This window comes from Parageobacillus galactosidasius (assembly GCF_002217735.1).
In the GTDB taxonomy this organism is placed as follows: Bacteria; Bacillota; Bacilli; order Bacillales; family Anoxybacillaceae; genus Parageobacillus_B; species Parageobacillus_B toebii.
Map to the genome: position 1 here is coordinate 246,672 of NZ_NDYL01000002.1, position 24,397 is coordinate 271,068.

At 39.8% G+C, this 24,397-nt stretch carries 24 protein-coding genes and 1 pseudogene; 15 read left to right on the plus strand and 10 right to left on the minus strand.

Annotated elements, in window-relative coordinates:
• The first annotated feature begins 41 nt into the window (after positions 1-41).
• The 6 genes from treC to B9L23_RS10520 all read left to right on the plus strand — a co-directional run bounded on the left by treC (position 42) and on the right by B9L23_RS10520 (position 7,494).
• The gene (gene treC, locus B9L23_RS10495; RefSeq protein ID WP_089097615.1) at positions 42-1,733 is read left to right on the plus strand and encodes an alpha,alpha-phosphotrehalase; all 1,692 of its coding nucleotides are present in this window, start codon (positions 42-44) and stop codon (positions 1,731-1,733) included.
• Between the two features lie 23 nt (positions 1,734-1,756).
• The gene (gene treR / locus B9L23_RS10500; RefSeq protein WP_062754044.1) at positions 1,757-2,470 is read left to right on the plus strand and encodes a trehalose operon repressor; all 714 of its coding nucleotides are present in this window, start codon (positions 1,757-1,759) and stop codon (positions 2,468-2,470) included.
• Positions 2,471-2,611: 141 nt separating this feature from the next.
• Positions 2,612-4,024 (plus strand): Na+/H+ antiporter NhaC family protein, encoded by a 1,413-nt coding sequence (locus B9L23_RS10505; protein ID WP_089097616.1) that lies wholly within the window; start codon positions 2,612-2,614, stop codon positions 4,022-4,024.
• A gap of 205 nt (positions 4,025-4,229) precedes the next feature.
• Entirely contained in the window at positions 4,230-4,661 is a 432-nt protein-coding gene (locus B9L23_RS10510) for an acyl-CoA thioesterase (protein WP_062754040.1), read from the plus strand.
• A gap of 98 nt (positions 4,662-4,759) precedes the next feature.
• On the plus strand, positions 4,760-6,259 hold the full coding sequence (locus B9L23_RS10515; RefSeq protein ID WP_089097617.1) for an aminotransferase class V-fold PLP-dependent enzyme: 1,500 nt from the start codon (positions 4,760-4,762) through the stop codon (positions 6,257-6,259).
• A gap of 71 nt (positions 6,260-6,330) precedes the next feature.
• Positions 6,331-7,494 carry an acyl-CoA dehydrogenase family protein gene (locus B9L23_RS10520; protein WP_089097618.1) on the plus strand — a complete coding sequence of 388 codons (1,164 nt, stop codon included), beginning with the start codon at positions 6,331-6,333 and terminating at the stop codon, positions 7,492-7,494.
• A 26-nt stretch (positions 7,495-7,520) separates the two neighbouring features.
• On the opposite strand, the gene speE is transcribed toward B9L23_RS10520, so the two are convergent.
• Both speE and B9L23_RS10530 read right to left on the minus strand, forming a co-directional pair.
• Positions 7,521-8,393 carry a polyamine aminopropyltransferase gene (gene speE, locus B9L23_RS10525; protein ID WP_015863872.1) on the minus strand — a complete coding sequence of 291 codons (873 nt, stop codon included), beginning with the start codon at positions 8,391-8,393 and terminating at the stop codon, positions 7,521-7,523.
• A gap of 152 nt (positions 8,394-8,545) precedes the next feature.
• Positions 8,546-9,010, minus strand: coding sequence for an Rrf2 family transcriptional regulator (locus B9L23_RS10530; RefSeq protein WP_089097619.1), 465 nt, complete (start codon positions 9,008-9,010; stop codon positions 8,546-8,548).
• A 173-nt stretch (positions 9,011-9,183) separates the two neighbouring features.
• Here B9L23_RS10530 and hmpA point away from each other — a divergent pair, with 173 nt between their 5' ends.
• The 9 genes from hmpA (at position 9,184) to B9L23_RS10575 (ending at position 18,212) form a co-directional block, all read left to right on the plus strand.
• Positions 9,184-10,419, plus strand: a complete 1,236-nt coding sequence (hmpA, locus tag B9L23_RS10535; protein WP_062677922.1) for an NO-inducible flavohemoprotein — start codon at positions 9,184-9,186, stop codon at positions 10,417-10,419.
• An 84-nt stretch (positions 10,420-10,503) separates the two neighbouring features.
• Complete coding sequence (msrB, locus tag B9L23_RS10540) at positions 10,504-11,475, plus strand: peptide-methionine (R)-S-oxide reductase MsrB (RefSeq protein WP_015863874.1); 972 nt, start codon at positions 10,504-10,506, stop codon at positions 11,473-11,475.
• A 74-nt stretch (positions 11,476-11,549) separates the two neighbouring features.
• Positions 11,550-12,452: a formyltetrahydrofolate deformylase gene (purU, locus tag B9L23_RS10545; RefSeq protein WP_062677921.1), complete on the plus strand. Its 903-nt coding sequence runs from the start codon at positions 11,550-11,552 to the stop codon at positions 12,450-12,452.
• A gap of 159 nt (positions 12,453-12,611) precedes the next feature.
• On the plus strand, positions 12,612-12,986 hold the full coding sequence (locus B9L23_RS10550) for a replication termination protein (protein ID WP_015863876.1): 375 nt from the start codon (positions 12,612-12,614) through the stop codon (positions 12,984-12,986).
• A gap of 167 nt (positions 12,987-13,153) precedes the next feature.
• Positions 13,154-14,026: an ATP-binding protein gene (locus B9L23_RS10555; protein WP_081189519.1), complete on the plus strand. Its 873-nt coding sequence runs from the start codon at positions 13,154-13,156 to the stop codon at positions 14,024-14,026.
• Between the two features lie 10 nt (positions 14,027-14,036).
• Positions 14,037-15,953, plus strand: coding sequence for a vWA domain-containing protein (locus B9L23_RS10560; protein WP_089097620.1), 1,917 nt, complete (start codon positions 14,037-14,039; stop codon positions 15,951-15,953).
• A 19-nt stretch (positions 15,954-15,972) separates the two neighbouring features.
• Complete coding sequence (locus B9L23_RS10565; protein WP_062754027.1) at positions 15,973-17,211, plus strand: DHH family phosphoesterase; 1,239 nt, start codon at positions 15,973-15,975, stop codon at positions 17,209-17,211.
• 101 nt (positions 17,212-17,312) lie between these two features.
• Positions 17,313-17,918 (plus strand): DUF3298 and DUF4163 domain-containing protein, encoded by a 606-nt coding sequence (locus B9L23_RS10570; RefSeq protein ID WP_062754025.1) that lies wholly within the window; start codon positions 17,313-17,315, stop codon positions 17,916-17,918.
• Positions 17,919-18,008: 90 nt separating this feature from the next.
• Positions 18,009-18,212, plus strand: coding sequence for a hypothetical protein (locus B9L23_RS10575; protein WP_015863880.1), 204 nt, complete (start codon positions 18,009-18,011; stop codon positions 18,210-18,212).
• Positions 18,213-18,327: 115 nt separating this feature from the next.
• Here B9L23_RS10575 and B9L23_RS21040 read toward each other — a convergent pair.
• The 8 genes and pseudogenes from B9L23_RS21040 to B9L23_RS10610 all read right to left on the minus strand — a co-directional run bounded on the left by B9L23_RS21040 (position 18,328) and on the right by B9L23_RS10610 (position 24,056).
• Positions 18,328-19,053, minus strand: a pseudogene (locus tag B9L23_RS21040) (molybdopterin-dependent oxidoreductase).
• Positions 19,032-19,166 (minus strand): molybdopterin-dependent oxidoreductase, encoded by a 135-nt coding sequence (locus B9L23_RS21045; RefSeq protein WP_083767438.1) that lies wholly within the window; start codon positions 19,164-19,166, stop codon positions 19,032-19,034. Before B9L23_RS21045 ends, B9L23_RS21040 begins: the two are co-directional and overlap by 22 nt.
• A 459-nt stretch (positions 19,167-19,625) precedes the next feature.
• Positions 19,626-20,594, minus strand: coding sequence for a helix-turn-helix domain-containing protein (locus B9L23_RS10585; protein WP_169712558.1), 969 nt, complete (start codon positions 20,592-20,594; stop codon positions 19,626-19,628).
• A 553-nt stretch (positions 20,595-21,147) separates the two neighbouring features.
• The gene (locus B9L23_RS10590; RefSeq protein ID WP_020755372.1) at positions 21,148-21,339 is read right to left on the minus strand and encodes a hypothetical protein; all 192 of its coding nucleotides are present in this window, start codon (positions 21,337-21,339) and stop codon (positions 21,148-21,150) included.
• A 175-nt stretch (positions 21,340-21,514) separates the two neighbouring features.
• Positions 21,515-21,937, minus strand: a complete 423-nt coding sequence (locus B9L23_RS10595) for an NUDIX hydrolase (RefSeq protein ID WP_089097621.1) — start codon at positions 21,935-21,937, stop codon at positions 21,515-21,517.
• 247 nt (positions 21,938-22,184) lie between these two features.
• A complete protein-coding gene (locus tag B9L23_RS10600) occupies positions 22,185-22,448 on the minus strand; it encodes a hypothetical protein (RefSeq protein WP_089097622.1) in 264 nt (87 codons plus the stop codon).
• 22 nt (positions 22,449-22,470) lie between these two features.
• Positions 22,471-23,535 carry an anti-sigma factor gene (locus B9L23_RS10605; RefSeq protein ID WP_089097623.1) on the minus strand — a complete coding sequence of 355 codons (1,065 nt, stop codon included), beginning with the start codon at positions 23,533-23,535 and terminating at the stop codon, positions 22,471-22,473.
• On the minus strand, positions 23,532-24,056 hold the full coding sequence (locus tag B9L23_RS10610) for a sigma-70 family RNA polymerase sigma factor (RefSeq protein WP_245842390.1): 525 nt from the start codon (positions 24,054-24,056) through the stop codon (positions 23,532-23,534). The genes B9L23_RS10605 and B9L23_RS10610 overlap by 4 nt, the downstream gene beginning before the upstream one ends.
• Between the last annotated feature and the right edge of the window lie 341 nt (positions 24,057-24,397).

Sequence of the window (24,397 nt, forward strand, 5' to 3'; positions counted from 1 at the left end):
TTTTTATCTTTTATCTATAATAGAACGAGGTGATAGCGACAATGAAACAACAGCCATGGTGGAAAAAAGCAGTCGTATATCAAATTTATCCAAAAAGCTTTAAGGATACAAACGGTGATGGAATCGGTGATTTGCAAGGAATTATCGAAAAGCTCGATTATTTGAAACTGCTTGGTGTGGATGTGATTTGGCTGACGCCGATTTACAAGTCACCGCAGCGTGACAATGGTTATGATATTAGTGACTATTTTCAAATTCATGATGAATATGGCACGATGGAAGATTTTGATCGATTGTTAGAAGAAGTGCATCGGCGCGGCATGAAGTTGATCATGGATATGGTTGTCAATCATACGTCTACGGAGCATGAATGGTTTAAGCAGGCACGTACATCGAAAGATAATCCGTATCGTGATTTTTACATTTGGCGGGATCCAAAGCCGGACGGAAGTGCTCCAACGAACTGGCAGTCGAAGTTTGGCGGTTCGGCATGGGAGTACGATGAGAAAACAGGGCAATATTATTTGCATTTATTTGACGTGACACAAGCGGATTTAAACTGGGAAAACGAAGAGATGCGCCGCCGTATTTATGACATGATGCATTTTTGGTTCCAAAAAGGAGTGGACGGGTTCCGTTTAGATGTTATTAACTTGCTATCGAAAGATCAACGATTTCTTGACGATGACGGTTCGGTGCCGCCGGGCGACGGCCGCAAGTTTTACACCGACGGACCGCGCATTCATGAATTTTTGCAAGAGATGAACCGGGAAGTATTTTCGAAATACGATATTATGACGGTCGGGGAAATGTCATCCACAACGATTGACCATTGCATCAAATATACAAATCCTAATCGCCGTGAGTTAAATATGACGTTTAATTTCCATCATTTAAAGGTCGACTATCCGAACGGGGAAAAATGGGCGGTCGCCGATTTTGATTTTCTTGCACTAAAGCGAATTTTATCGGAATGGCAAGTCAAGATGCATAAAGGCGGCGGCTGGAATGCGCTCTTTTGGTGCAACCATGACCAGCCGCGGATTGTATCGCGGTACGGCGATGATGGAAAATATCATAAAGAGTCAGCGAAAATGCTGGCAACGGTCATTCATATGATGCAAGGGACGCCATATATTTACCAAGGAGAAGAAATTGGCATGACCGACCCGAAATTCGAGCGGATTGATGATTACCGCGATGTTGAGTCGCTCAATATGTACCGCATTTTGCAAGAACGAGGAAAAAGTGAACAAGAAGTGCTTGAAATTTTAAAACGGAAATCGCGCGACAATTCGCGGACGCCGATGCAATGGGACGACAGCGAACATGCCGGATTTACGACAGGCACGCCTTGGATTCGCGTTGCCCCGAACTATAAACAAATTAACGTGAAAAAAGCGCTGGAAGATCCGACATCAGTTTTCTATCATTATCAACGGCTTATTCAACTTCGCAAGCAATATGACATTATTACAACTGGAGATTATCAGCTGTTGCTTGAAGATCATCCAGATATTTTCGCTTATTTGCGAAATGGAGAAAATGAAAAACTGCTTGTTGTGAATAATTTTTACGGAAGAGAAACGACGTTCATATTGCCTGATGACGTCGATGTAAGCGGCTATTCGAGCGAAATATTGCTTTCTAACTATGATGATTCATCAAGCGATTTTCGGACAATATCGCTTCGCCCGTACGAATCGATTGTTTATTACTTGACCAAATCGTGATACAATACATGTCGGTGAGCGAAATGTATGAAAATAAATATTTATCCATTTATCACGATCTTGTGGAAAAAATTCGTCAAGGACATTGGAAACCGTACGATAAACTGCCGTCAGAAAACGAACTTGCCGAACGATATAACACATCGAGAGAGACGATTCGCAAAGCACTCAATTTACTATCCGAACATGGTTATATCCAAAAAATGAAAGGAAAAGGCTCGATCGTTTTGGATGTTGGCAAATACGATTTTCCGGTATCTGGGCTAGTGAGTTTTAAAGAATTGGCCCAAAACATGAAACAGCCTGTAAAAACGATCGTAAATGAGTTGGAAGTAATTAAACCAGATCCATATTTAAAGCGGCATTTGCACGCGACAAGCAAAGATGAAATATGGAAAGTCATTCGTTCCCGTGAAATTGAGGGAGAACGAATCATTTTAGACAAAGATTTTTTTCATAAAAAATATGTTCCGACGTTGACGCGGGAAATATGTGAAGATTCGATTTATGAATATTTGGAGAAACAGTTAAAACTGAAAATCAGTTTTGCGAAAAAAGAAATGTTTGTCGATAAAGTCAATGACGAGGATCGAAAATATTTAGATTTAAACGGCTATGACCATGTTGTGGTTGTAAAAAATTTCGTCTATTTAGATGACGCCACGTTATTTCAATATACGGAGTCGCGCCATCGCCTTGATAAATTTCGTTTTGTTGATTTTGCAAGAAGGAAGTAAGCGAACACTTGCCATCTCGCAAGTGTTCGTTTCTTTTTTATATTTATATCTAATAAAACTATGTGCTAAATAATCAACATTAAACGATAATAATTTTTCATCATTATGGCTATCCTTGTAACGACGAAGGTGGTGAATTGGATGGAAGGAACGTGGTTGTCTTTATTGCCGTTTCTAGTTATCATTCCGCTTGCAATTTGGCTCAAAGAGATTCTTCCTGGGCTTGTCATTGGATTAATCATTGGTGCGTTTTGTTTGGAAAGAAGTGTCCTTGACACAATCGAGCGAGCGGTAGCCACGCTTTTAAAAGCGATCAGTGATTTAGAGCACATGAAAGTAGTTGCGTTTTTATATTTATTTGGTTCATTAATTGGCATGATTCAAATTACAGGCGGAATTAAAGGATTTGTGCAATGGATTGGCGAAAAGCTTCATTCGAAGCGAAGGCTACTGTTATTTATATGGCTTACCGTACCGTTTACTTTTTTTACGCCGATGTTTCGTATTATGTTGCTCAGTCCTGTGATGAAATCCATCCTTGGGAAATTTCGTATTGACCGACGGAGAATGGCGTATATGATTGATGTGTCAACAGAACCAATTATCGTTCTTCTTCCCGCCGCGACGGCGTTTGTAGGGTTTATGATGTCGGTAGTAGCGGGGGCGCTCGAGCAAAATGGAATCCATAAATCAGCTTATCATCTTTTTTTAGCAAGCTTACCGTACAACTTTTTCGCCATTATCGCGCTTTTTGTTGGATTGATGACCACATTTATGAATGTGAGGATTGGAAGAAATGAGAAAAAGAGAGAAAAAGAAAAAACAAATCAGTTTCACCAATTGGGGCTGCGGAAAGAGTTGGCATTAGTAACAGGGGAACCGCTTCATTTGTTTTTTCCGCTTTTTCTTGTGCTTGTGCTGACGTTTTTTTTCTTTTGGTACAGTGGGACAAAAAATGGGGCTGTTACTTTTTTCGATGCGTTTTCACGAGCCGATGCGACGCTGGCGATGTTAATGGCATTGTTTGTGACGATCATTGCAACGGCCGTATTTTATCTTATCAGGCGCCAGCCGTTATATGAACTGATTTATCATTTTTTTGACGGCGGCAATCAATTAATGGCACCGATTGGAATGCTTCTTCTCGTTTGGGCAGTGTCGCTGACCGCAGATGAATTAGGGTTTGCCACTTACATTTCATCGACATTTGGGACATGGCTTCCGAAAGAAGTCGTTCCCGCTGCTGTATTTGTCATCGGTTCGTTTGTTTCTTATTTTATCGGCACATCATGGGGAACGTGGGGGATTTTTATGCCGCTTGGCGTAACGTTAGCGGCAGCGACAGGAGCGCCGCTAGCGATGACGATCGGAGCGGTATTTGCAAGCGGAACGTTTGGTGCTTTCGCATCTCCGTTAGGCGATACAACTATTACAACCGCGTCAATTATGGATTTAGATTTAATGAGTTATGCGAAATATAAATTACGTATTTCACTATTGTGTGGAATATTGTCGGTGATTGCCTATCTAATTGCACCGATCTTTTTCTCGTAACGACATCGATCGACGCTTCCATCGATGTCGTTGCGTTTTTTATTAAAAGCATTTCAGCATATTCGACTATCACTGCCTATTATTAATAAATAAAACTATGTGCTAAATAATCAAACAAAACAAAAAAATAGTTGAATCAATCAAAAAATATAGCTATGATAAAAGCAACATACTGACTAGTCAATAGAAATTAGGGGGGAGTTTTATGGCAACTCATACAACGACCGTAAACATTCGTTTTTGTGAAACGGATGCGCTTGGGCACGTCAGCAATACAAGCTATTTTATTTATCTCGAAGAAGCACGCATTCGCATGTTTGAAGAGTTAGGGTATGGAAGTGATATAAAAGAATGGCGGTTTATTCTTGCCTCGACAAAATGTGATTTCATCAATCAAGCGTTTTTCGGCCAACGATTAAAAATCGAAACAAACGTTTCAAAGATCGGAAATAAAAGTTTCCAACTTGTTCATCGTATTTTAGACGAAAAAACAGGAACGTTAATTGCGCTAGGTGAATCAACGGTTGTTTACTTTAACTTTGAAACGCAAAAAAGTGAGCCGATCCCAGATGATTTAAGAAAGCAGCTGGAACAATACACAATTCCCGAATCGAAACAAGCAGCGAAAAAGGAATAACCAATGAGGCTGTCTAGCAAGACTAGGCAGCTTTTTTTATTGACCAATTTTTCGCGGCTACATACTGTATGAATATACTAAAGGAAAGGAGGATGTTCGTGGAGATAAAAGCAACCATCGGTGAGACGACATTTACATGCCGCGGAGAGTTGGAAACGTATTTTCAACCGTTTCGTGAAGCAACCATTGGGACGAATGTGACATTTTCCACTCCATTTGGACAACAGAAAATGATTTATGCTGATTGGACAGCAAGCGGCCGTTTGTATGCGCCGATTGAACGAAAAATAACAGAAGAACTTGGCCCATTTGTTGCCAATACGCATACCGAATCAAACGTGACGAGCACAAAAATGACATTGGCATACCAATATGCAAAAGAATTGATTAAACGCCATGTCCATGCGGATGAACATGATGTCATTATTATGGAAGGAGCGGGGATGACTAGCGCGGTAAATAAACTACAGCGGCTGCTTGGCTTAAGGGTGCCGGAACAGTGGAAGTCCCATCTTAAGCTTCCCGATGAGAAGCGTCCGGTTATTTTCGTCACACATATGGAACATCATTCTAATTTATTATCATGGGCAGAAACCATTGGAGAAGTGGTTATGATTCGCCCGACTGCAAATGGGGATGTGGATTTGGAGCATTTCCAGCAATTATTGCAAACATACGCGCATCGCCAGCTGAAAATCGGCGCTTTTACCGCATGTTCCAATGTAACAGGTATTCAAACGCCGTATCATCAGTTAGCAAAAATGATACACGAACATGAAGGAATTTGCTTTGTTGATTTTGCTGCCTCCGCTCCATACGTCACCATCAACATGCATCCTGATGACCCGCTAGAAAAATTAGACGGTATTTATTTTTCACCGCATAAGTTTTTAGGAGGACCTGGAAGCGCTGGTGTACTTATTTTTGATGCGCGGTTGTATCAAAACCGCATCCCTGATCATCCTGGAGGAGGGACAGTCATATGGACCGATCCGTGGGGGAACTATAAATATATTAAAGACATTGAAACTCGGGAAGACGGGGGAACACCGCCGATTTTACAAACGATAAAAGCAGCGCTGGCCATTAAATTAAAAGAAAAAATGGGTGTTGAACGCATCTTGAAGCGGGAAAAAGAATTAACAACACTTCTTTTGTCCCATTTAAAGCAAATACCGCGCGTTCATATTTTAGAAGGGCACCGGGAAGACCGGCTTGGCATCGTATCATTTATTATTGAAGGAATGCATTATAATTTAGTCGTAAAGCTTTTGAACGACCGCTTTGGCATCCAAGTGCGCGGCGGCTGTTCATGCGCTGGTCCATACGGCCATTATTTACTTGGAATTGACAAAGAGCAGTCGAAAAACATTTTGATGCAAGTCGAACAGGGAAACTTACTAATCAAGCCAGGATGGGTTCGTATTTCAGTTCATCCAATCATGACAAATGAAGATATATACCATATCATCCGGGCGATCCGCCATATTGTGCGTCACGAAGACAAGTGGAAGCAAGAGTATATATATGACCATACGAAAAATGAATTTTACCACCGTCATGATGACCGTGATGTTCGTCACTTATTCATTCTTTAATTGCATATTGTTTCCATCCCCGCTTTATAACGTGTACAATAAAACCATAACGGAAAAAGAAGGGGAGACTTATGAACGAACTATATCATTTATTTCTTCGCACAGAGCGGGAGCGAAACTTGTACGAACGGGCACGGAATCTTGCTGAGCGATTTCAAAAGCGCGCTAGATGGCATGATGAACATGCCGAATTTCCGTTTGAAAATTTCGATGACTTAAAAGAGGCGCGCTTTCTTTCTCTTACTGTTCCTAAATCATATGGCGGGGAAGAAATTTCCCTTTACGAATTTTTGCTCATTCAGGAAACGATCGCCCAAGGGGACGGCGCGACGGCGCTATCGCTCGGCTGGCATTTAGGCATTATCATGAACCTTGCAGAGACGAAAAAATGGCCGCTATCTGTTTTTGAACGAATTTGCCGAGAAGTCGTGGAAAAGCAAATTTTACTAAATAGCGCTCATTCCGAAGAAGCGACCGGAAGTCCAGCGCGCAGCGGAAAACCGGAAACAACCGCGGAACACCGCAGCGGCCGCTGGGTGATTTCCGGCCGAAAAACGTTCACTTCGCTAGCTCCGGCGCTTGATTACTTTATCGTATCCGCAACTATTCAAGAAACAGGAGAAGTCGGAAACTTTCTGATTCCGAAAACAGCGGCGGGGTTAAAAATTGAAAAAACGTGGGATACGCTCGGCATGAGAGCGACACGAAGCGATGATGTTATTTTAGAAAATGTGGAAGTGGAAGAAGAAGCACTTGTCGAAATGCTTAGTTTGCCAAAAGCAAAAAGTCATGCTCAAGGGTGGCTTTTACACATTCCTGCGTGTTATTTAGGAATCGCCATCGCCGCGCGCAATGAGGCGATCGCATTCGCAAAAACGTATCAGCCAAATAGTCTTTCTCACCCGATTGCGGAAGTACCGGAAGTGCGGAGAAAAATCGCGCAAATGGATATCCATTTGATGGCGGCCCGGCATTTTATGTATTCCATTGCCGATCAATGGGACCGTTATCCAGAGAAGCGGGCACAAATGAAAGAAGAATTAGCAGCCGTAAAATATATTGCAACCAATACCGCTGTCGATGTCGTTGATTTGGCCATGCGCATCGTCGGAGGAAAAAGTTTATTTGCTGAGAATCCATTGCAGCGGCATTACCGGGATGTCCGCGCCGGATTACATAATCCGCCCGCCGATGATATTACGGTTTCGATCGTGTCAGGGCGCGCTTTACAATAAAGAGCAGTCTAGCGACTGCTCTTTCCTTACTTTTCAAGCGCCTTTTTCAAGAATTGAGGAAGTTGGAAGCATTGTTTTAATATTCCTTCGTTAACATATTTCGTATCTGATGGAATGGTTGTATTTTCCGGAAGTGAAAGAGGTTTCGTTGAACCGATGGTAAAGCTCCACAATCCGCCTGGATATGTAGGAACAGTCGCTGTGTATACTTGGACATGCGGGAATAATTCGCAAATATTTGCATATGTTTGGCGTAAAATGTCTAAATGGAAAATTGGCGATTGACTTTGGCAAACCATTAATCCATCATCTTTTAAAGCACGGCGGACATTGGCATAAAAGTCGCGTGAAAAGAGCGCTTCAGCCGGACCAACCGGGTCAGACGAGTCGATAATAATCACATCATATTCACTTTCACGTTCTTTTACAAAAGCAACCCCATCATCATAAATAAACTGTACTCGCGGATCGGATAAGTTTCCGGAAACTTCTTGTAAATGCGCTTTGCAAGATTGCACTACTTTTTCATCAATTTCAACCATATGAATTTCTTCGACATGTTTATATTTCGCTACTTCTCTAGCCGCACCGCAGTCTCCGCCGCCAATAATAAGCACTTTTTTTGCCGATGGATGGAATTGAAGCGGTACGTGAGAAATCATTTCGTTATAAATGTGGCCGTCAATCGATGTCGTTTGCACGACTCCATCGAGTACAAGCATACGTCCGAAATCGTAAGAATCTAAAATCATGACATGTTGGAAATCAGAACGTTCGGAGAAAATAATGTCTTTAATGCGATAGCTAATTTTTAAATTTTCGCGGTCATCTTCTGTTAACCAGAGTTCACCGTTTTGGACTTTTACATAAGGTGGTAATACATTTTGTACGTGTTTCATTGTGGCCTCCTTTTAATTCTTGTTTGTTTTTCTCATGCCTTTCTAATATTAATATATTTTACGAAATGTGACAAACAAATCATTTTTGATTCTAGTATGTCTTTGTTTTAAAAAAATATGAATGGAGCTGTTCTTTGTTTGAGGGAGCTCCTTTATTGTTTTTCTTTGCGGAAAATCATCTGTAAGTGTTGTTTATTGCTGAGCAAATCCGCTAATGTGTATGAATCTAGCACTTGCAAAAACGATCCTAGTGCTTCGTGAAGCACACGCTTTAACTGGCAAACAGGGGTAAGGACGCAATGATTGCCATGTCCGGCAAAACATTCGCCATGTCCGGCAAAACATTCAACGAGCGACAAATTTTCTTCCGTGTTGCGGACGACTGATCCAATTCGAATCTCTTCTGGTTTTCTGGCTAGCCGAATTCCACCGTTTCGTCCGCGTATCGTTTCAATATAGCCTAATTTTCCAAGTTCATATACGATCTTACTTAAATGGTTTTCTGAAATAGAAAATGTCTTGGAAATTTCTTTAATATTGGTTTTTTCTTCAGGATCGAGCGTTCCTAAAAAGAGAAGAACACGCAAAGCATATTCGGTATAGTTTGTCAGCTGCATTTGTTTCACACCTTTAAAATTAGCTTCTTTAGTACTATTCTATCATAATCCATCCCTCAAAAAAAAATTGTGAACAATTTGTTAAAAATGTATTTGAAATATTGCTTTAAAAAAACAACTATGATTCAATAAACATGTATTTAAAATACATCTTTTTTTGGGGGACATGAGAAATGAATGCGACAACGAAATCATTAAGCCAAAAAACGATTGAAATTATCAAATCAACGGTTCCAGTACTTGAACAACATGGGGAGCAAATTACGAAGTGGTTTTATAAAACCATGTTCTCAAATCATCCAGAGCTGCTCAATATTTTTAACCATGCTAACCAAAAACAAGGACGACAACAACGGGCGCTTGCACAAGCTGTTTACAACGCAGCGAAATATATTGATCAGCTTGAAGTGATTATGCCGCTTGTCCAACAAATCGCTCATAAACATTGCAGCTTAGGGATCAAACCAGAGCATTATCCGATTGTTGGAAAACATTTGCTGCTTGCGATTAAAGAGGTGCTTAAAGAGGCGGCGACAGACGAAATTATCAATGCATGGGCCGAAGCATATGAGATAATCGCAGATGTATTTATCAAAGTAGAAGCGCAATTGTATGAAGAAGCCGCATCCAAACGTGGAGGATGGAAAGATTTCCGCCGCTTTATCGTACAGAAAAAAGTAAAAGAAAGCGATGTCATTACATCGTTTTATTTCGTCCCTGAAGATGGAGGAGAAATTAGCGAGTATTTGCCAGGACAATATGTCAGTGTCAGAGTCTCTATTCCAGGGGATCAATATACCCACATTCGCCAATACAGCTTATCCGATGCGCCAGGAAAAGGCTACTATCGCATTAGTGTGAAAAGAGAAGCGGCAACAGCAGACAAACCAGCCGGCATCGTTTCGAATTACTTGCATGATCATATTCAAGAAGGCGATGTGCTTGAGTTAAGCGCGCCATTTGGTGTTTTCACGCTCGATATGGCCAAAGAAACACCGATTGTACTCATTAGCGGTGGTGTCGGAATTACGCCACTGATGAGCATGGCAAGTACGGCAGTTTCGCGTCAACCTAATCGCCAAGTAACGTTTATTCACGCGGCGATCAATGGAAACGTCCATGCGTTCGATCAAGATTTGCGCCGCTTAGCGGAACATCCAGCATTTTCGTATCATGTTTGCTATCAGTCTCCTTCAGAAGAAGACCGAAAACATCCTTATTTCGGAAAAGAAGGGTTCATTGATTTATCTTGGATACAATCCGTTGTCTCGAATAAAGAAGCAGATTTTTATTTCTGTGGGCCGATTCCATTTATGAAAACGGTCTATCATGCGTTAAAAGAATGGGGCGTTTCCGACGAAAATATTCATTACGAATTTTTTGGCCCAGCCGGCGATTTAACGAAGTAATGATTGAATACGCAGTAGACACCTTTCCGTTTGGAGGAAGGTGTCTTTTTTGATATGATAAATAAAAAGGAGGGAAAGTAACGGATGGGATATGAATTAGCAACATTCGCGGGCGGCTGTTTTTGGTGCATGGTTTCGCCATTTGAAGAACAGCCTGGAATTATCAGCATCATATCCGGGTACACAGGCGGCCATAAAGAAAACCCAACGTATGAGGAAGTATGTTCACAAACAACAGGGCATTACGAAGCAGTACAAATTACGTTTGACCCTGACGTATTTCCATATGAAAAACTTTTAGATATTTACTGGCGCCAAATCGATCCGACCGATGACGGCGGACAGTTTCATGACCGTGGCGAATCGTATCGGACAGCGATTTTTTATCATAACGAAAAACAGCGCCTACTCGCTGAAAAATCAAAACGGGAATTAGAAGAAAGCGGACGTTTCTCCAAACCGATTGTCACAAAAATATTGCCTGCATCGACATTTTACCCGGCTGAAGAATATCATCAAAACTATCATAAGAAAAGACCTCTTCACTATAAAATGTATTATATCGCTTCAGGACGCGATGCGTTTTTGAAAGAACACTGGCGGGATAAAGAACGAGAGGAAATGTTGCGAAAAAAGCTGACTCCTCTTCAATTTGAAGTGACGCAGCGAAACGGGACGGAACCGCCGTTTGACAATCCATATTGGAATAACAAACGGGAAGGAATATATGTAGATATTGTTTCCGGGGAACCGCTCTTTAGCACGAAAGATCAATTTGACGCAGGATGTGGCTGGCCAAGCTTTACAAAGCCACTTCATCCAGAAAATATTAAAACGGAGCTCGATTTAAGTCATGGGATGATACGTACGGAAGTACGGAGCCGTAAAGCCGATTCTCACCTGGGCCATGTCTTTAACGACGGTCCGGAGCCAACCGGTCTTCGTTATTGTATTAATTCTGCCGCATTACGCTTTATTCCAAAAGAAGATTTAGAAAAAGAAGGATATGGGGAATATTTATCCTTATTTGAAGCGGACGATAAGGAAAATAAATAAAAAAACGGTTGGCATTCCGACCGTTTTTTTATATGATGAAGGTTAAATGAATAGTATAGGGGGAAGATAGTCACATGCATACATTTCGCGAACATCGATGGCAATCATTTCTACAAAACTATGAAAATCGTGCTCGTTTGTTAATTTCATGTCCGGATAAACCGGGTATCGTCGCGTCTGTAACATCGTTTTTGTACGAACAAGGCGCAAATATTGTCGAATCTAGTCAATATTCCACCGATCCGGAAGGTGGCACCTTTTTCTTAAGAATCGAATTTGATTGTCCGAATATCGCGTTGCGAAAGCAAGAAATTGAATCCGCTTTTCAGCCGATCGCCGAGTCGTTTCATATGGATTGGCGCCTTCGCTTACATAATGATGTCAAACGAATTGCTATATTTGTTTCCAAGGCAGAACATTGTTTACTAGAATTATTATGGCAGTGGCAAGCGGGTGAATTAATTGCCGATATTGCGCTTGTGATAAGCAATCATGAACATCTCAGAAGCACAGTAGAATCGGTTGGCATTCCATATTTCCATATTCCTGTTACGAAAGAAACGAAAGCGGAAGCCGAGCAAAAGCAAATCGAGCTGCTAAAAAAATATGAAGTGGATACGATTGTGCTCGCCCGTTATATGCAAATTTTATCCCCAGCATTTGTCGCCGAATTTCCGGGAAGAATTATTAACATTCATCATTCCTTTTTACCAGCGTTCATCGGAGCAAGACCGTACGAACGGGCGTATGAGCGAGGCGTGAAACTAATTGGCGCAACTTCGCATTACGTAACCGATGATTTAGATGAAGGTCCGATCATCGAACAAGACGTTGCCCGTGTTGACCATCGCCACCATCCCGATGATTTAAAACGAATGGGAAGAATTATTGAAAAAACCGTGCTTGCCAGAGCCTTAAAATGGCATTTGGAAGATCGTGTCATCATTCATGGAAACAAAACGATTGTCTTTTATTAAGTAGGTATGATCAAAAAAAAAGAGGAGGCAGGGACGCCTCCTTTTCCGTTAAATAAACTAATAAATCTATGTTCTAAATAAAAAATCGAAAATAAAAAGGATTTCCATACAATAAGTGGAATTGTTATAATAAAGAAAAAGAAGAAAGAAGGGAGAAACATGGGGGAAAAAAGAACGCCAAGCGGTTTTCTGTTAAAACAGCGTGCGTTTTTAAAACTATATTTAATCACATTAACCGAACAAGAACGTTTATACGGATTAAAAATATTAGACTTGCTGCGCCAGGAGTTTAAGCCATATGGCTACAGACCGAATCACTCAGAAGTATATAAAGCGTTACATGACCTTATTGAAGATGGAATTCTAAAACAAGTGAAACAGAAAAAAGAAGGAATGAAATATCAAGAAGTTGTCTATTATCGGTTTGCGGATGGCGGATATGAAAAAGCAAAGCTGTACAAACGGCAATTAAAAGCGGAATTAGATCGCTGCCAAGCGCTCATTCGCAAGGCGATTGAAGATAATTTTAGCTGACGGGGAGCATCATAATTATAAAAGGATGGTGGCTCTCCATTTTTCTTTGCATTTTTTAATTTACATAATATTTTTATAGTTACAAATGCCTCTTTTTTGCGTGAAAACAGGACATTCAGTAGAATAGTAACCGTAATGCAAAATAAAGAAAGAAAGGACGACAAATAGTGAAACTTCCAGAGAAAGTTGAAGAAATTATTCAATATCGCAACCAACTATTTTCGAATGATGAAGACGCCTATCTCATTGGAAAAGGCGGTTACACCGCTTCCGATGAGTCGATTCTATATGATGCTATCATTGCGCTTGCGCTTGGGAAAAACGTCTTATTGAAAGGACCAACGGGATCCGGAAAAACGAAGCTGGCGGAAACGTTATCATCCATATTCGGACAGCCGATGCATAGTGTGAACTGTTCTGTTGACTTAGATGCCGAAGCGCTGCTTGGCTTTAAAACGATTCAAAATCGCGATGGAAAAGCAGAAATCGAGTTTATCCCAGGTCCTGTCATTCAGGCGATGACAAAAGGACATTTATTATATATTGACGAAATTAATATGGCTAAACCAGAAACACTGCCGATTTTAAACGGTGTCTTAGACTATCGAAAAATGATTACTAATCCGTTTACCGGAGAAGTCGTTAAAGCGAAAGAAACATTTGGCGTGATCGCTGCGATTAACGAGGGATATGTTGGCACCGTCCCGCTCAACGAAGCGTTAAAAAACCGTTTTGTTGTCATCGATGTTCCGTATATTCAAGGAGATACATTAAAATCCGTATTGTTGTCACAAACTACATTAACAGACGAAACACTCATCGACCGCTTCGTCACGTTATCCGCTGATTTAATTGCACAAGTAAAAAATGGGCAAATTTCCGAAGAAGCTGCTTCGATTCGGGCGCTGATCGATACTTGTGATTTAGCTGTATATTTGCCGCCGCTTCGGGCCATTGAACGCGGCATTGTGGAAAAACTGGAAGATGACCGTGAAAAAGCAGCGGTGCGCAACATCGCGGAAACGTTGTTCGAAGAATGAGGGATCCAATATGGAGCGATTTATCCAATTTAACGATAAAAAGATTGATTCCTTTTTGTTTATGCAGCTGTCCGATTTAGCGAAAACGTTAGCGAAACATAGCGATTGGGAAGTAGAGTTCGGCTTTCAGTCTTATGTTGACTTTCCAAACCGAAAATTATATGTCAGTCATTTTTGGGACAATCGACCGAAAGAAGAAAAAGAAAACGGATTAAAAAGCGATGTCTGTTTACGAGCCGTCGGAACGCTTTTTCATACTGATTTTTCTGAAGTCACCGCATTTCTTAACAAAACGAAAAACATATCGATCCCTAGTTTTGCAAAGCAACTATTTACACTAGCAGAAGATTTGCGTCTTGAGGAAATTTGTAAAAAAGAGCGTCCTGGCACGAAAAAATGGTTTCGCATCCGCCGCGATGTGTACCGCCGTTATTTTTACAGTCAAACGAACGCCAATTTGACAAGAAGCGTATATACGGATGCATTATTTTCTGTTATCTATTTGTTATTAACATCCGATTCGCCGCTAGAGGACGTTCCAGTTATTCATGAGCCAATTGACCGAATGATGCCTTGGCTTCGCCAGACGCTTCCCCAATTTTTTGACGCTGCTTCGACGAAAGAAGTGGCCCGTATCACGTGGATGATTACAGAAGCATTCGATGACGTATTGGAAAATGATATGTTAAACACGTATTTTTATTTACCAGAACAAAGTTATAATGAAGAGATGGGACTGACGCTAGAAGACTTAAAACGGATCGACCCGCTCAATAACTGTGACATCTTGGATAAAGAAAAATGTGGGGACGAAGATGTCCATGATCAAGAACTGCCAACGTGGCACCGTGAAACGAGTGACATGACGAAAAGTTTCTTGCGTTTTGAACTTGAACAAGGCTCGCGAACCGATTTATTGGGAGATGGAGCGCGTGAAGGCGAAGACGGGGATCAGGCACTTGCGATGGTGCAAGGATCTGCGCGAAAATCGAATCGAAACGATTATAGGAAGCTAAATGCCTATGAACAGAAACGGGAAAGCAAACAAGCAGGTAAAGGGGATCGCTACGGGAAAGATAACCGGTATGCTGAAGCAATTTTTCTTTTTCCAACTTCTCCTTCGTCTGAACAAATAGCACAATATGAACAAAAGAAAATCGATATTTTACCATATCAAAAAAAATTAAAACAAATGATGGAAAAAACATTAGAACATAAAAAGACACTTCCACGCACCGATTTACATTTTGGCCGGCTGCATAAAAAACTGCTTCGTCTATGGACAGACGAACAGCCGCGCTTGTTTTATAAAAAACATCAGCCATCTTCTCGTATTGATGCCGTTTTTACGCTGCTAGTCGATTGTTCAGCGTCGATGTATGACAAAATGGAAGAAACGAAACGCGGTATTATTTTGTTCCATGAAGCATTAAAATCGTTGCTTGTGCCCCATCAGATCGTTGGATTTTGGGAAGATCCAAATGAGGTGACGGAAACGAAGCAGCCAAACTATTTTCAAACGGTAATTTCATTTGCACAATCACATAAAAAAGAAAGCGGCCCTGCGATTATGCAGCTGGAGGCCCAGGAAGATAATCGCGACGGATTTGCGATTCGCATCATAACGGAACAACTTTTAAAGCGGCCGGAAAAACAAAAATTTTTATTGGTGTTTTCCGACGGAGAACCAGCGGCGTTTGGTTATGAACAAAACGGTATTATCGATACGCATGAAGCGGTGTTAGAAGCGCGCAAACATCATATCGAAGTGATTAACGTCTTTTTGGCCAATGGTGAAATTGATGAAGGACAGAGAGAGACGATTCGAAATATTTATGGAAAACATAGCATTGTTGTTCCAAACGTGGAGCAACTTCCAGATTTCTTATTCCCGCTATTGAAAAAACTATTGTATAAAAGTTTATAAAGAAAAGGATGGATTGGCGATGATCAAATTGTTTACGGACAGCGATTTAGACGGAATTGGGTGCGGACTGTTGGCGAAAATTGCGTTTAAAGAAGTAAACATATCATTTTGTTCCTACCGTAACTTAGATGAACGAGTGAAACAATTTATTGAAGATGAACAGCATAACGAAGCAAGTGTATTTATTACCGATCTGGCGGTCAGTGAAGAGGTGGAGAAAAAACTGGCGGAACGATTTGAAGCAGGAAAACACGTTCAAGTTATCGACCACCATGTCACTGCCCTCCATTTTAATAAGTATCCGTGGGGGTGGGTGCAGCCAACGGATGAACAAGGCAAAAAAACGTGCGCAACCTCGCTATTTTATGAATATTTAATCCGTGAACAAAAACTGGAACGAAACGAAACGCTCGATGAATTTGTAGAGCTTGTCCGCCAATACGATACATGGGAATGGGAAGAAACAGACAACACGCGGGCAAAGCGGCTAAATGATTTGCTGACGATTTTAGGCCTGGACGAATTTTGGGATCGCATGAGTGAACGGTTAACAGAAGGAGGTCCATTTGCTTTAACCGAAACGGAAGAACTTATTTTGGATATGGAAGAAAAGAAAATTCAGCGCTACATCCGAATGAAACAAAAACAACTTGTCCAGCGCTGGTTTGATGATTATTGTGTCGGTATTGTTTTTGCCGAACAACATATGTCTGAACTAGGTAATGCATTATCCAAACGTTGTCCTCATTTAGATTTAATCGCCATGGTTAATCTCGGCACGAAACATATTGGGTTTCGAACGATTCACGACAACGTGAATGTTGCGGAGTTTGCGAAACAGTTCGGCGGAGGAGGCCATCCGAAAGCATCCGGATGCTTTGTTAATGAAACAACATTCCCGCTTTTTGTCGTCGATGTGTTCTCGCTTCCGCCGGTATATCATGATGTGGAACAAAACCAGCTCAATACAAAAGATCAAACAGAAGGGTTCTTTTTTACGAATCATCAAGGACAATGGTTTTTCTTTCATCCAAGCGATGACAAATGGGGCGTTTATCATCAAGAACAGGAAGTACAATCGTTTTCGAGCCAAGAAGAGGCGGAACGGTTTATAAAACGTCAATTCGCAGCGGGACTGGCGGACGATCAAGCGGTGATTGACTTTTTGCAGCAACAGCTATGTATAGAAAAAGAAAAGATCAAAGATGAGTATATCAATGCCCTGCAACAATACAAACAAAAAGCCGGTACCAAATAACGGTATCGGTTTTTTATGCTACTTATTTGTTTCCTCCCTTAACCAAAATGCACGTTTTAACCATGAGCGAATATCGTAAAGGGGAAGGGAGGAAGAAAAATATGATCAAACTGCCGGTTAACATTCATACGGAATATATAAAGCAAAAACGACTTAAACTTTATTATCCGGTTATATACGGATTGTCAAATAAAGAAGCAGAGAGAAAAATAAACTATGAGATACGATCGGCTGTTCAACAGCTTCTTATGACACAAGGGTTTTACGAAAATCCGCTGACTGAAATTACGGGACACTTTGAGCTGAAAACAAATGAAAAAGGCGTTTTAAGCTTAACCATTATCAATTACGCTTATTCCGGCGGTGCCCATGGACTTACACTTATGAAAGGATTAACATTTAATATTATGACAGGAAAAAAATATTCGCTTTCTGAATTATTTTTAGACAACAGCGATTACGTGAAAGTACTGTCTACGATGGTGTCGACTCAAATTAAAGAGAGAGGCATTCTTCTTTTAAATCCTTCTTTCAAAAGCATCTCACCGGAACAAGATTTCTACATTGCTGATAAAGCGCTTGTGCTATTTTATCAATTGTATGAATTAACGGCTTACGCATTCGGGTTCCCATATTTTCCGATTTCCGTATACGATGTAGAAAAACTCGTTGATCCGCAATCACCTTTGGGAAAAATGCTTTCGTAATCTTTATAAAATGTTAACATAATTGTAACAGTTTAAATGTTTAACTAGGACAGATTTTGATTATAATTTATAATCAGGGAGGTGAAAAGTATGAAACAGTACATCTTTTCTTTTTATACAGATCATACGGAACAGGCAAAACCAGTTGTGTGGGAAGAAACGATTTTGGCGTCCGGGATGATGGAAGCCTTTTCAAAAGTGAAAATGTTAATGGAGAAATATAAGAGAGAAAAAGGAGTACCGATCCGTGTTCAATACAAAGGCGTACGCTATCGCCACATCGATATCGCATAACTGACGTAACTAACATGGAAGGATGGTACCATGTCTTTCTCCAAATATGGTAAGGGGTAACATGCAGCGGTCATTAATCATTAATCAATCAAAAAGTAACCGCTGCATGTTTTATTTATTCGATTTTTATGTGCACCTTTTGGATCGCATTATACCCATATCCTTTGCGGTTCCACATCGGTGTGAAAGGCTGTGTACGGCCGCTAGAATCCGTCGCTTTTGCTAAAATCGTATATTCTCCTTTCTTGTGAACTTTCCATCTCCACTCCCATTGCACCCATGCATATCGCTCCTTTAAACGTTTTAACGTCGCTCTGTTCCATGTTTATCCGTTATCTACACTGACTTCTACTTTTTGGATCACACCTTCTCCAGTCCAGGCGATTCCCGTAACCGAAATCGTTCCAACCCGATGGAGAGAGTATGGAAGCGGAAATTGAATCAATGAGTTTACGTTCATTGTTGTTATAGGCATTTTTCCTTCATCATTGTTTGGATGGGGATAATAAACATAATCAATGGATTGAAATGGCCCTGTAAAAGGTTGATCCGTTACGATGATGTATTTTAGCCATTTTACCGATGCCATCGCATACCATTGCGGAACAATGAGGCGAAACGGGAATCCGCGTTTTAAAGGAAGGGGGGAGCCATTATACTCATAAGCGATGATCGTATCTGGGTGCATTGCTTTATGAAGCGGCAAGCTTCTTGCATAGTAAAAAAGACCGTTCATATCATCCCTTGTTCCGGCATCTGCCCCGATAAATATTACTTCCTTTGCCTTCCTGTGGATTTTCGCTAATGTTAATATGTCTTTTAGCGGAATTCCAGTCTCCATTTTCCTTGACTTATCGCTCCCGATTCCCACTGTTCGCCGAAGGTAGGAGGGGTAAACTTCGCCCGTTGATTTCCAGCACATTCCAAAGGGACGATCAACGTTGTTGAAGGCATTCTTTTTAGCTGATCAAGAGAAAGAAAAAAGGAAGATTATACCAAGCCACCGATCATTAGGGGCTGATGGGCTGAAGATGGATATGGAAAATGGTTGCGGCGAAAAAAATTACCGATCTTCAAATAACACATGACGTAAAAAGTGAAAAAGTGAATCGGTGTTTCTTGATTTTCCGGTACCAGACTTCTCGTAATTAAATACGGGCGTATCTTCAAATGAATTACACTCCTTTGTTTGTTTGACAATTTTTATATATGGTTTTTTTATATGGTTGTTTTTTTATATGGTTATGGTAATGAATGTGTATGACGTAAAATGTTTAGGTCGAACCATTATTTTTTGTTTCGTCTCAATATAACAAGTTTACTTGAATTTGAAACAAATCGTTTTATAACTGCCTATAATTTATATTATGTCTACTAAAATGTAAAAAATATATGAGTGGCGTTTGATTACCACTACTCTTTCTTTATTTGATAAAATTCTTCGCTAAATTGTTTGTCTTGTTTCAACCATCTAAAATAAGTTCCTAATGTAATTCCAACTGTTTCACATGCTTGATGAACGCAATAGCTTTTTCGATATTCATCGATAAAAGCTTTTTTTCTTGCTGCAACAGCTTGTTTTGTTCTTTTTAATTTCGCATTTTGCAATGTTTCTGCATCCATATTTTTATCTGGGAACGCTTCAAATTTGCGTTTTAAATATAATCCTTTATCGTGATAAATCCAGTCATAAAATTCCTTAATCGTTTTTCTGCCGCTCATATATAAACGAATATGTTTTTCTTTTTTGGTTAAGTACACGTCAAATCCTCGCGCTTTTAGATGATGTTCTAATACCGTCATGAAATCGAGAGAACCGCCAACAAAACTGACTAAATAGCCACGAGAATAAATATTTCCATCACCGTCAAAATAGCCTCTTATAAAATGATTTAAATACACTTCTGGAACATACGGAAATTTTATATCCAGTGATTTATTTGGTGTGATACCATGTATCTCCATTAAATCGTTTTTCATAACTTTGCTATTGAGATATAACATATAAACGCCGGTTTGCTTATTTTGATAAAGTGGTTGATTAGACCCTAATTCGTCTCTGATTTGTTCTAAAATATATTTTTCTTTTTGAGCGAATCCGATCGTTTGAAAATCATTGGAGACAAAACCGTCCGCTATAAAAAAACCTAAGATATAAGCCATATTTTTAGACCAAGTCTTGAAATAATCTTCATTTAACTTATACTTACGCTTCCAACTACCAAACGGCCTTTTTTCAATATTATGATCAGACAAAATCATTCTTATATATCTTGGGGACACATTGGAAAGCTTTGCAATTTCGGTGGTACTAGCACCTTCAAGATAAAGTTTTATAATTTCGTCTATCTCCAACGTTCGTTTTATATTTTTTCTTGTCATCTTTAAAACCCCTTCCATATTTATTTAAAATATATTATAAGAACAAACGTTCCTATTGTCTATATAAATTAAAATATTCGTAATAATCCCTTCCCCACTTTAATTAATGAATGGAAATAAATCGCAAAACAAAAAAGAGACAGTAAAGTGCAAGTACTGTCTCATCACGCCGCTTTATTCCTTATGCTCCAGAATGGCTTGCCACTCTTTCTCCCGATCTGTTTCCTAGGGTTCGATTCGGTAGCTCAGCCAGGTAGCAGGCAGAATCAGGCTGGGTAACAGTTGCTCAAGTTTAATCCCGATCCCGATAATGAGGCTTTTCCGCCGTTTGGAGAACTTCTTAAATTCAACATGGTTACTCTGTACAGCTCAACGATATTACAGAAACGTATATTCGTTATCCAACATCAGATTACGATTCACCTAAATTTTATAGAGATATATGCAGATACTAATTTAGCTTGTATTAACTGAAGCTTCCCATTTTACTATTCATCAAATTGTTCATCATCAGATGCAATGAAATCTTTTTCAACTTCAATGGTGACTGCAACTATTTCTTTTCGTTTCTTCCACCTGGAACAAATTCATTTCGGCACCATTTTACAAAGTTTCTCGAATGACACAGATATGTTTTTGCCGTGTCATCAGCTAACAGACCTTCTTTCCATTTTTCTTTTACCTCATTCTCATAGATTTGATACAATTCTTCTAATTTCTTTATAAATTCCTGTGATGCCCTCATCTGAATCAGCTCCCGATTAATATTTTATTAAGCAATTGGTAGATATGGTTTGTGTGTTGGAAGTTGAGATTGTGACCCGACAAAAAGCACCTGATCTTTTATCAATCCGTCAAACCATCTTGTTTGGATAGCGCGGGCATGAACTGAACTCATTTAGCTATCTTCCATCTCTACTCTATACCCATTCTTCCAACGAAAACACGTCATTTCTTTCAAAGTCGTGAAGAATGGCCGGAGGCAGCAGTTCACGCACTCTCTCTTTAATCGACCAGCAATAATCGATATGCTCTTCCGAAAGAACAACTTCATGATGATCGCTTTTGCATAAGTATGTAAGAATGACGACTTGCCGCGTTGCGTGCGTTTGAAACGTCGTCGCATATAAAATCCGCTCCACCGTCACATCCAATCCGACTTCTTCTTGGATTTCGCGCAACAGCGCCGCTTCTAAATCTTCTCCAAAGTGTATTTGCCCTCCGACTAACTCCCACGTTCCGCCGCCCACTTCGTCATCATTAGCGCGTTGTACAATTAATACTTTTCCTTCGTGTAAAATAAACCCTTTCAAAACTACAACCATTTCATTTAAACTTGTCATTTCAAGCACCTTTCCCCATTATGAATATCAACACGGTTGCTTTCGCTCGATTAACGAATTTAATTTCACTTTTGTATCCATAGAATAATCAGAATAATCTAAATGTTCTAATAAAATATATCAAGATAAATTTGGGATATTTGGTATTTGTTTTATATGTATGCATCTATGTCTTTTGCAACACGTTCCTATATTGAAAAAGGACAGCCTTATTTGGACTGTCCTTTTCGCTTTTGCTGCAGTAAAGTTACGGCTTGTAGTTAATACCTATACCAAACCAAATCATTCCCATACAGGAAACGATTAGGATGAAGTGAAGGATGCCGCCTAAATAGGAGTAGAATCGATCTTCTTTTAGGAGGCCAAGCAAGCATATAAGCATTCCGAACACTGAAATCCAAATGTAACTGATATCAAAAACAGGGATTTCCGCTATAATTTGTACATTTAACAAAATAAGCAAAAATATAGCCACCAATGTATTTAGCATATTGATTCTTACCATCATCATTTTCGACTATTCCCTCCTTTTGCTACGGCAAATTAATCTGACCTAATCGAATTACGTTGACTTCCTTCATCTTTTCTAGAGACAAAACATCTTTGGCGGTTCCTGTCATAGCGATTCCATAAATCTTCAATTCCTTATGTTTTTTTATCCATTTTAGCCGCTCGGCCATCTTTAAGTCTTTGTATTCCGTTAGTTGTGTTGCCCATTTTTCGTTTTTGCTCAATAGCTCGAGCCCTTTGACTACTTCTTCGTAATCAGTAAACGAGCGATGGAATACAGAATCTACATGCACTTTTTTGTACGGAAAGCCAATTGCCGGTGTTTGGATGAAATCTAAATCATTCCTCATCTGTTCCTCTACACCTGTGTCCAACGCAAGCCATGTCATATGATATCCTTTGAATTTTTCATTTATTTCTTTTAAGGAATAGGACTGATTCAGGGAAATATAGATTTCAACCGGCCAATCGCTTGGGAGAGATTCAATTTTTCTTCGTTCGTCAGGTAAAAAGTATTTGGCTTTCGGATGAATAAAGTTGATTCCAATGTGATGAAGTGAATACCCAATCGCTCGATAATTCGATTCTTTAGCAAACACATCATTGAAAAATAGTTTGTAAGTATCCTTGCCTAGATAACTTCTTTTATCATCCATCCATTTATATTTGTCGGCCGTGACAGTCATGGTAAAGGGCTTGATCTCAACATCCACCGTATCGTAATCTACATACACATTTGGAGACATCATTTCACTCACCGTTTGAATGGTTTCAATCAATTCGTTCCCTCTGTTATGATCCCGCCCCCAGCCGTAATAAACAAAAGTAAACATAGTCAATAAGGGAACAATCGTGAGTATAAACGATACAACAAGCAGCGTATTTCTAAAAAAGAATTTTTGTTGGGCCTTTTTCATCATTTTTGTAAGATCGGCTTCCTTCATGCCTTCATCATGAAGGGTTTCATGGAGAAATTCATGGTATACGTCAAAACTTTCTAGAAGCTCCTCTATTTTCTGCTCTTCCTCTTTGCTTAGTGTGCCATTTTGATATTTCTGCAATAATTGTTTTAACTCGTCTTTTCTCATCCCTTCACCTCATTGCGTAATCGTTTTTCTAATTCCCGCCTGCCCCGAAACACAAGGCTTTTTAAATAAGGGAGTTTTACGTTTAACAGCTCCGCCGCTTCTTTGTAGCTAAATCCTTTTAAATCGACGAGCATAATGGCTTTTTGTTGCAGTTCTTTCATGTTGGACAAATGTTTATAAATCAACTCCAGCTCATATTTTTGCAAAAACGCATTTTCCGTTTCTAATAATGGATCTAGCTTTAACAACGCAAAGAAATCATCCACTTGTACAACCTGTATCTTTTTTGCTTTTCTGCAGTGGTCGATGAAGGTATGATAAGCGATCCGGTAAAGCCATGACTTTATTTGTGCTATGTCGCTTATGCCGCTTACATGTAAATAAGCCTTATAAAATGTTTCCTGCAGAAGATCCTCTGCCAAATGATAATCATTGGTTAATCTGTACAGATAGCGAAAAAGGGATTTTGAATACAAGCGCATAAGTATATCCAATTCAAATTTATTGGCAATGGTTTCCACCCTCCTTCCGCTATAAAAGACGCATAAAAAACAAAAATGTTTCTGTTTTTCCAAATTTTTTTATGAAACATATGCATGAATTGGAAAAATCATCGGACATCATGTTGAAACAGCATCTATACATACTTTAATTACTATATAAAGCGGTTATCGCTAGACTTTTATGATAGCCCTTCTTGAACACTGGATAAGGTTATTTTTTATTAGTGAAGCGATCAAATGAAGAGGATTTTGATTCGTATGAAAAGAGGAGCGTATTCGAGGGAGTAAGCATGTTTTGCAGAGTTTTAAGCTTACTTATGTCTATTTTTCAATCTAAACTTATTTACATTTGTGGCTCA

Coding starts and splice junctions, on each gene's coding strand:
- treR (WP_062754044.1), top strand. CDS start 1,757: ATGTATGAAAATAAATATTTATCCATTTATCACGATCTTGTGGAAAAA.
- B9L23_RS10605 (WP_089097623.1), bottom strand. CDS start 23,535: ATGAGAAAAGACGAGTTAAAACAATTATTGCAGAAATATCAAAATGGC.
- B9L23_RS10595 (WP_089097621.1), bottom strand. CDS start 21,937: ATGACAAGTTTAAATGAAATGGTTGTAGTTTTGAAAGGGTTTATTTTA.
- speE (WP_015863872.1), bottom strand. CDS start 8,393: ATGAAACACGTACAAAATGTATTACCACCTTATGTAAAAGTCCAAAAC.
- B9L23_RS10575 (WP_015863880.1), top strand. CDS start 18,009: ATGAAACAGTACATCTTTTCTTTTTATACAGATCATACGGAACAGGCA.
- treC (WP_089097615.1), top strand. CDS start 42: ATGAAACAACAGCCATGGTGGAAAAAAGCAGTCGTATATCAAATTTAT.
- B9L23_RS10530 (WP_089097619.1), bottom strand. CDS start 9,010: ATGCAGCTGACAAACTATACCGAATATGCTTTGCGTGTTCTTCTCTTT.
- B9L23_RS10550 (WP_015863876.1), top strand. CDS start 12,612: ATGGGGGAAAAAAGAACGCCAAGCGGTTTTCTGTTAAAACAGCGTGCG.
- B9L23_RS10505 (WP_089097616.1), top strand. CDS start 2,612: ATGGAAGGAACGTGGTTGTCTTTATTGCCGTTTCTAGTTATCATTCCG.
- B9L23_RS10520 (WP_089097618.1), top strand. CDS start 6,331: ATGAACGAACTATATCATTTATTTCTTCGCACAGAGCGGGAGCGAAAC.
- B9L23_RS10600 (WP_089097622.1), bottom strand. CDS start 22,448: ATGATGATGGTAAGAATCAATATGCTAAATACATTGGTGGCTATATTT.
- B9L23_RS10510 (WP_062754040.1), top strand. CDS start 4,230: ATGGCAACTCATACAACGACCGTAAACATTCGTTTTTGTGAAACGGAT.
- msrB (WP_015863874.1), top strand. CDS start 10,504: ATGGGATATGAATTAGCAACATTCGCGGGCGGCTGTTTTTGGTGCATG.
- hmpA (WP_062677922.1), top strand. CDS start 9,184: ATGAATGCGACAACGAAATCATTAAGCCAAAAAACGATTGAAATTATC.
- B9L23_RS10560 (WP_089097620.1), top strand. CDS start 14,037: ATGGAGCGATTTATCCAATTTAACGATAAAAAGATTGATTCCTTTTTG.
- B9L23_RS10585 (WP_169712558.1), bottom strand. CDS start 20,594: ATGACAAGAAAAAATATAAAACGAACGTTGGAGATAGACGAAATTATA.
- B9L23_RS10565 (WP_062754027.1), top strand. CDS start 15,973: ATGATCAAATTGTTTACGGACAGCGATTTAGACGGAATTGGGTGCGGA.
- B9L23_RS10590 (WP_020755372.1), bottom strand. CDS start 21,339: ATGAGGGCATCACAGGAATTTATAAAGAAATTAGAAGAATTGTATCAA.
- B9L23_RS21045 (WP_083767438.1), bottom strand. CDS start 19,166: ATGCCTTCAACAACGTTGATCGTCCCTTTGGAATGTGCTGGAAATCAA.
- purU (WP_062677921.1), top strand. CDS start 11,550: ATGCATACATTTCGCGAACATCGATGGCAATCATTTCTACAAAACTAT.
- B9L23_RS10570 (WP_062754025.1), top strand. CDS start 17,313: ATGATCAAACTGCCGGTTAACATTCATACGGAATATATAAAGCAAAAA.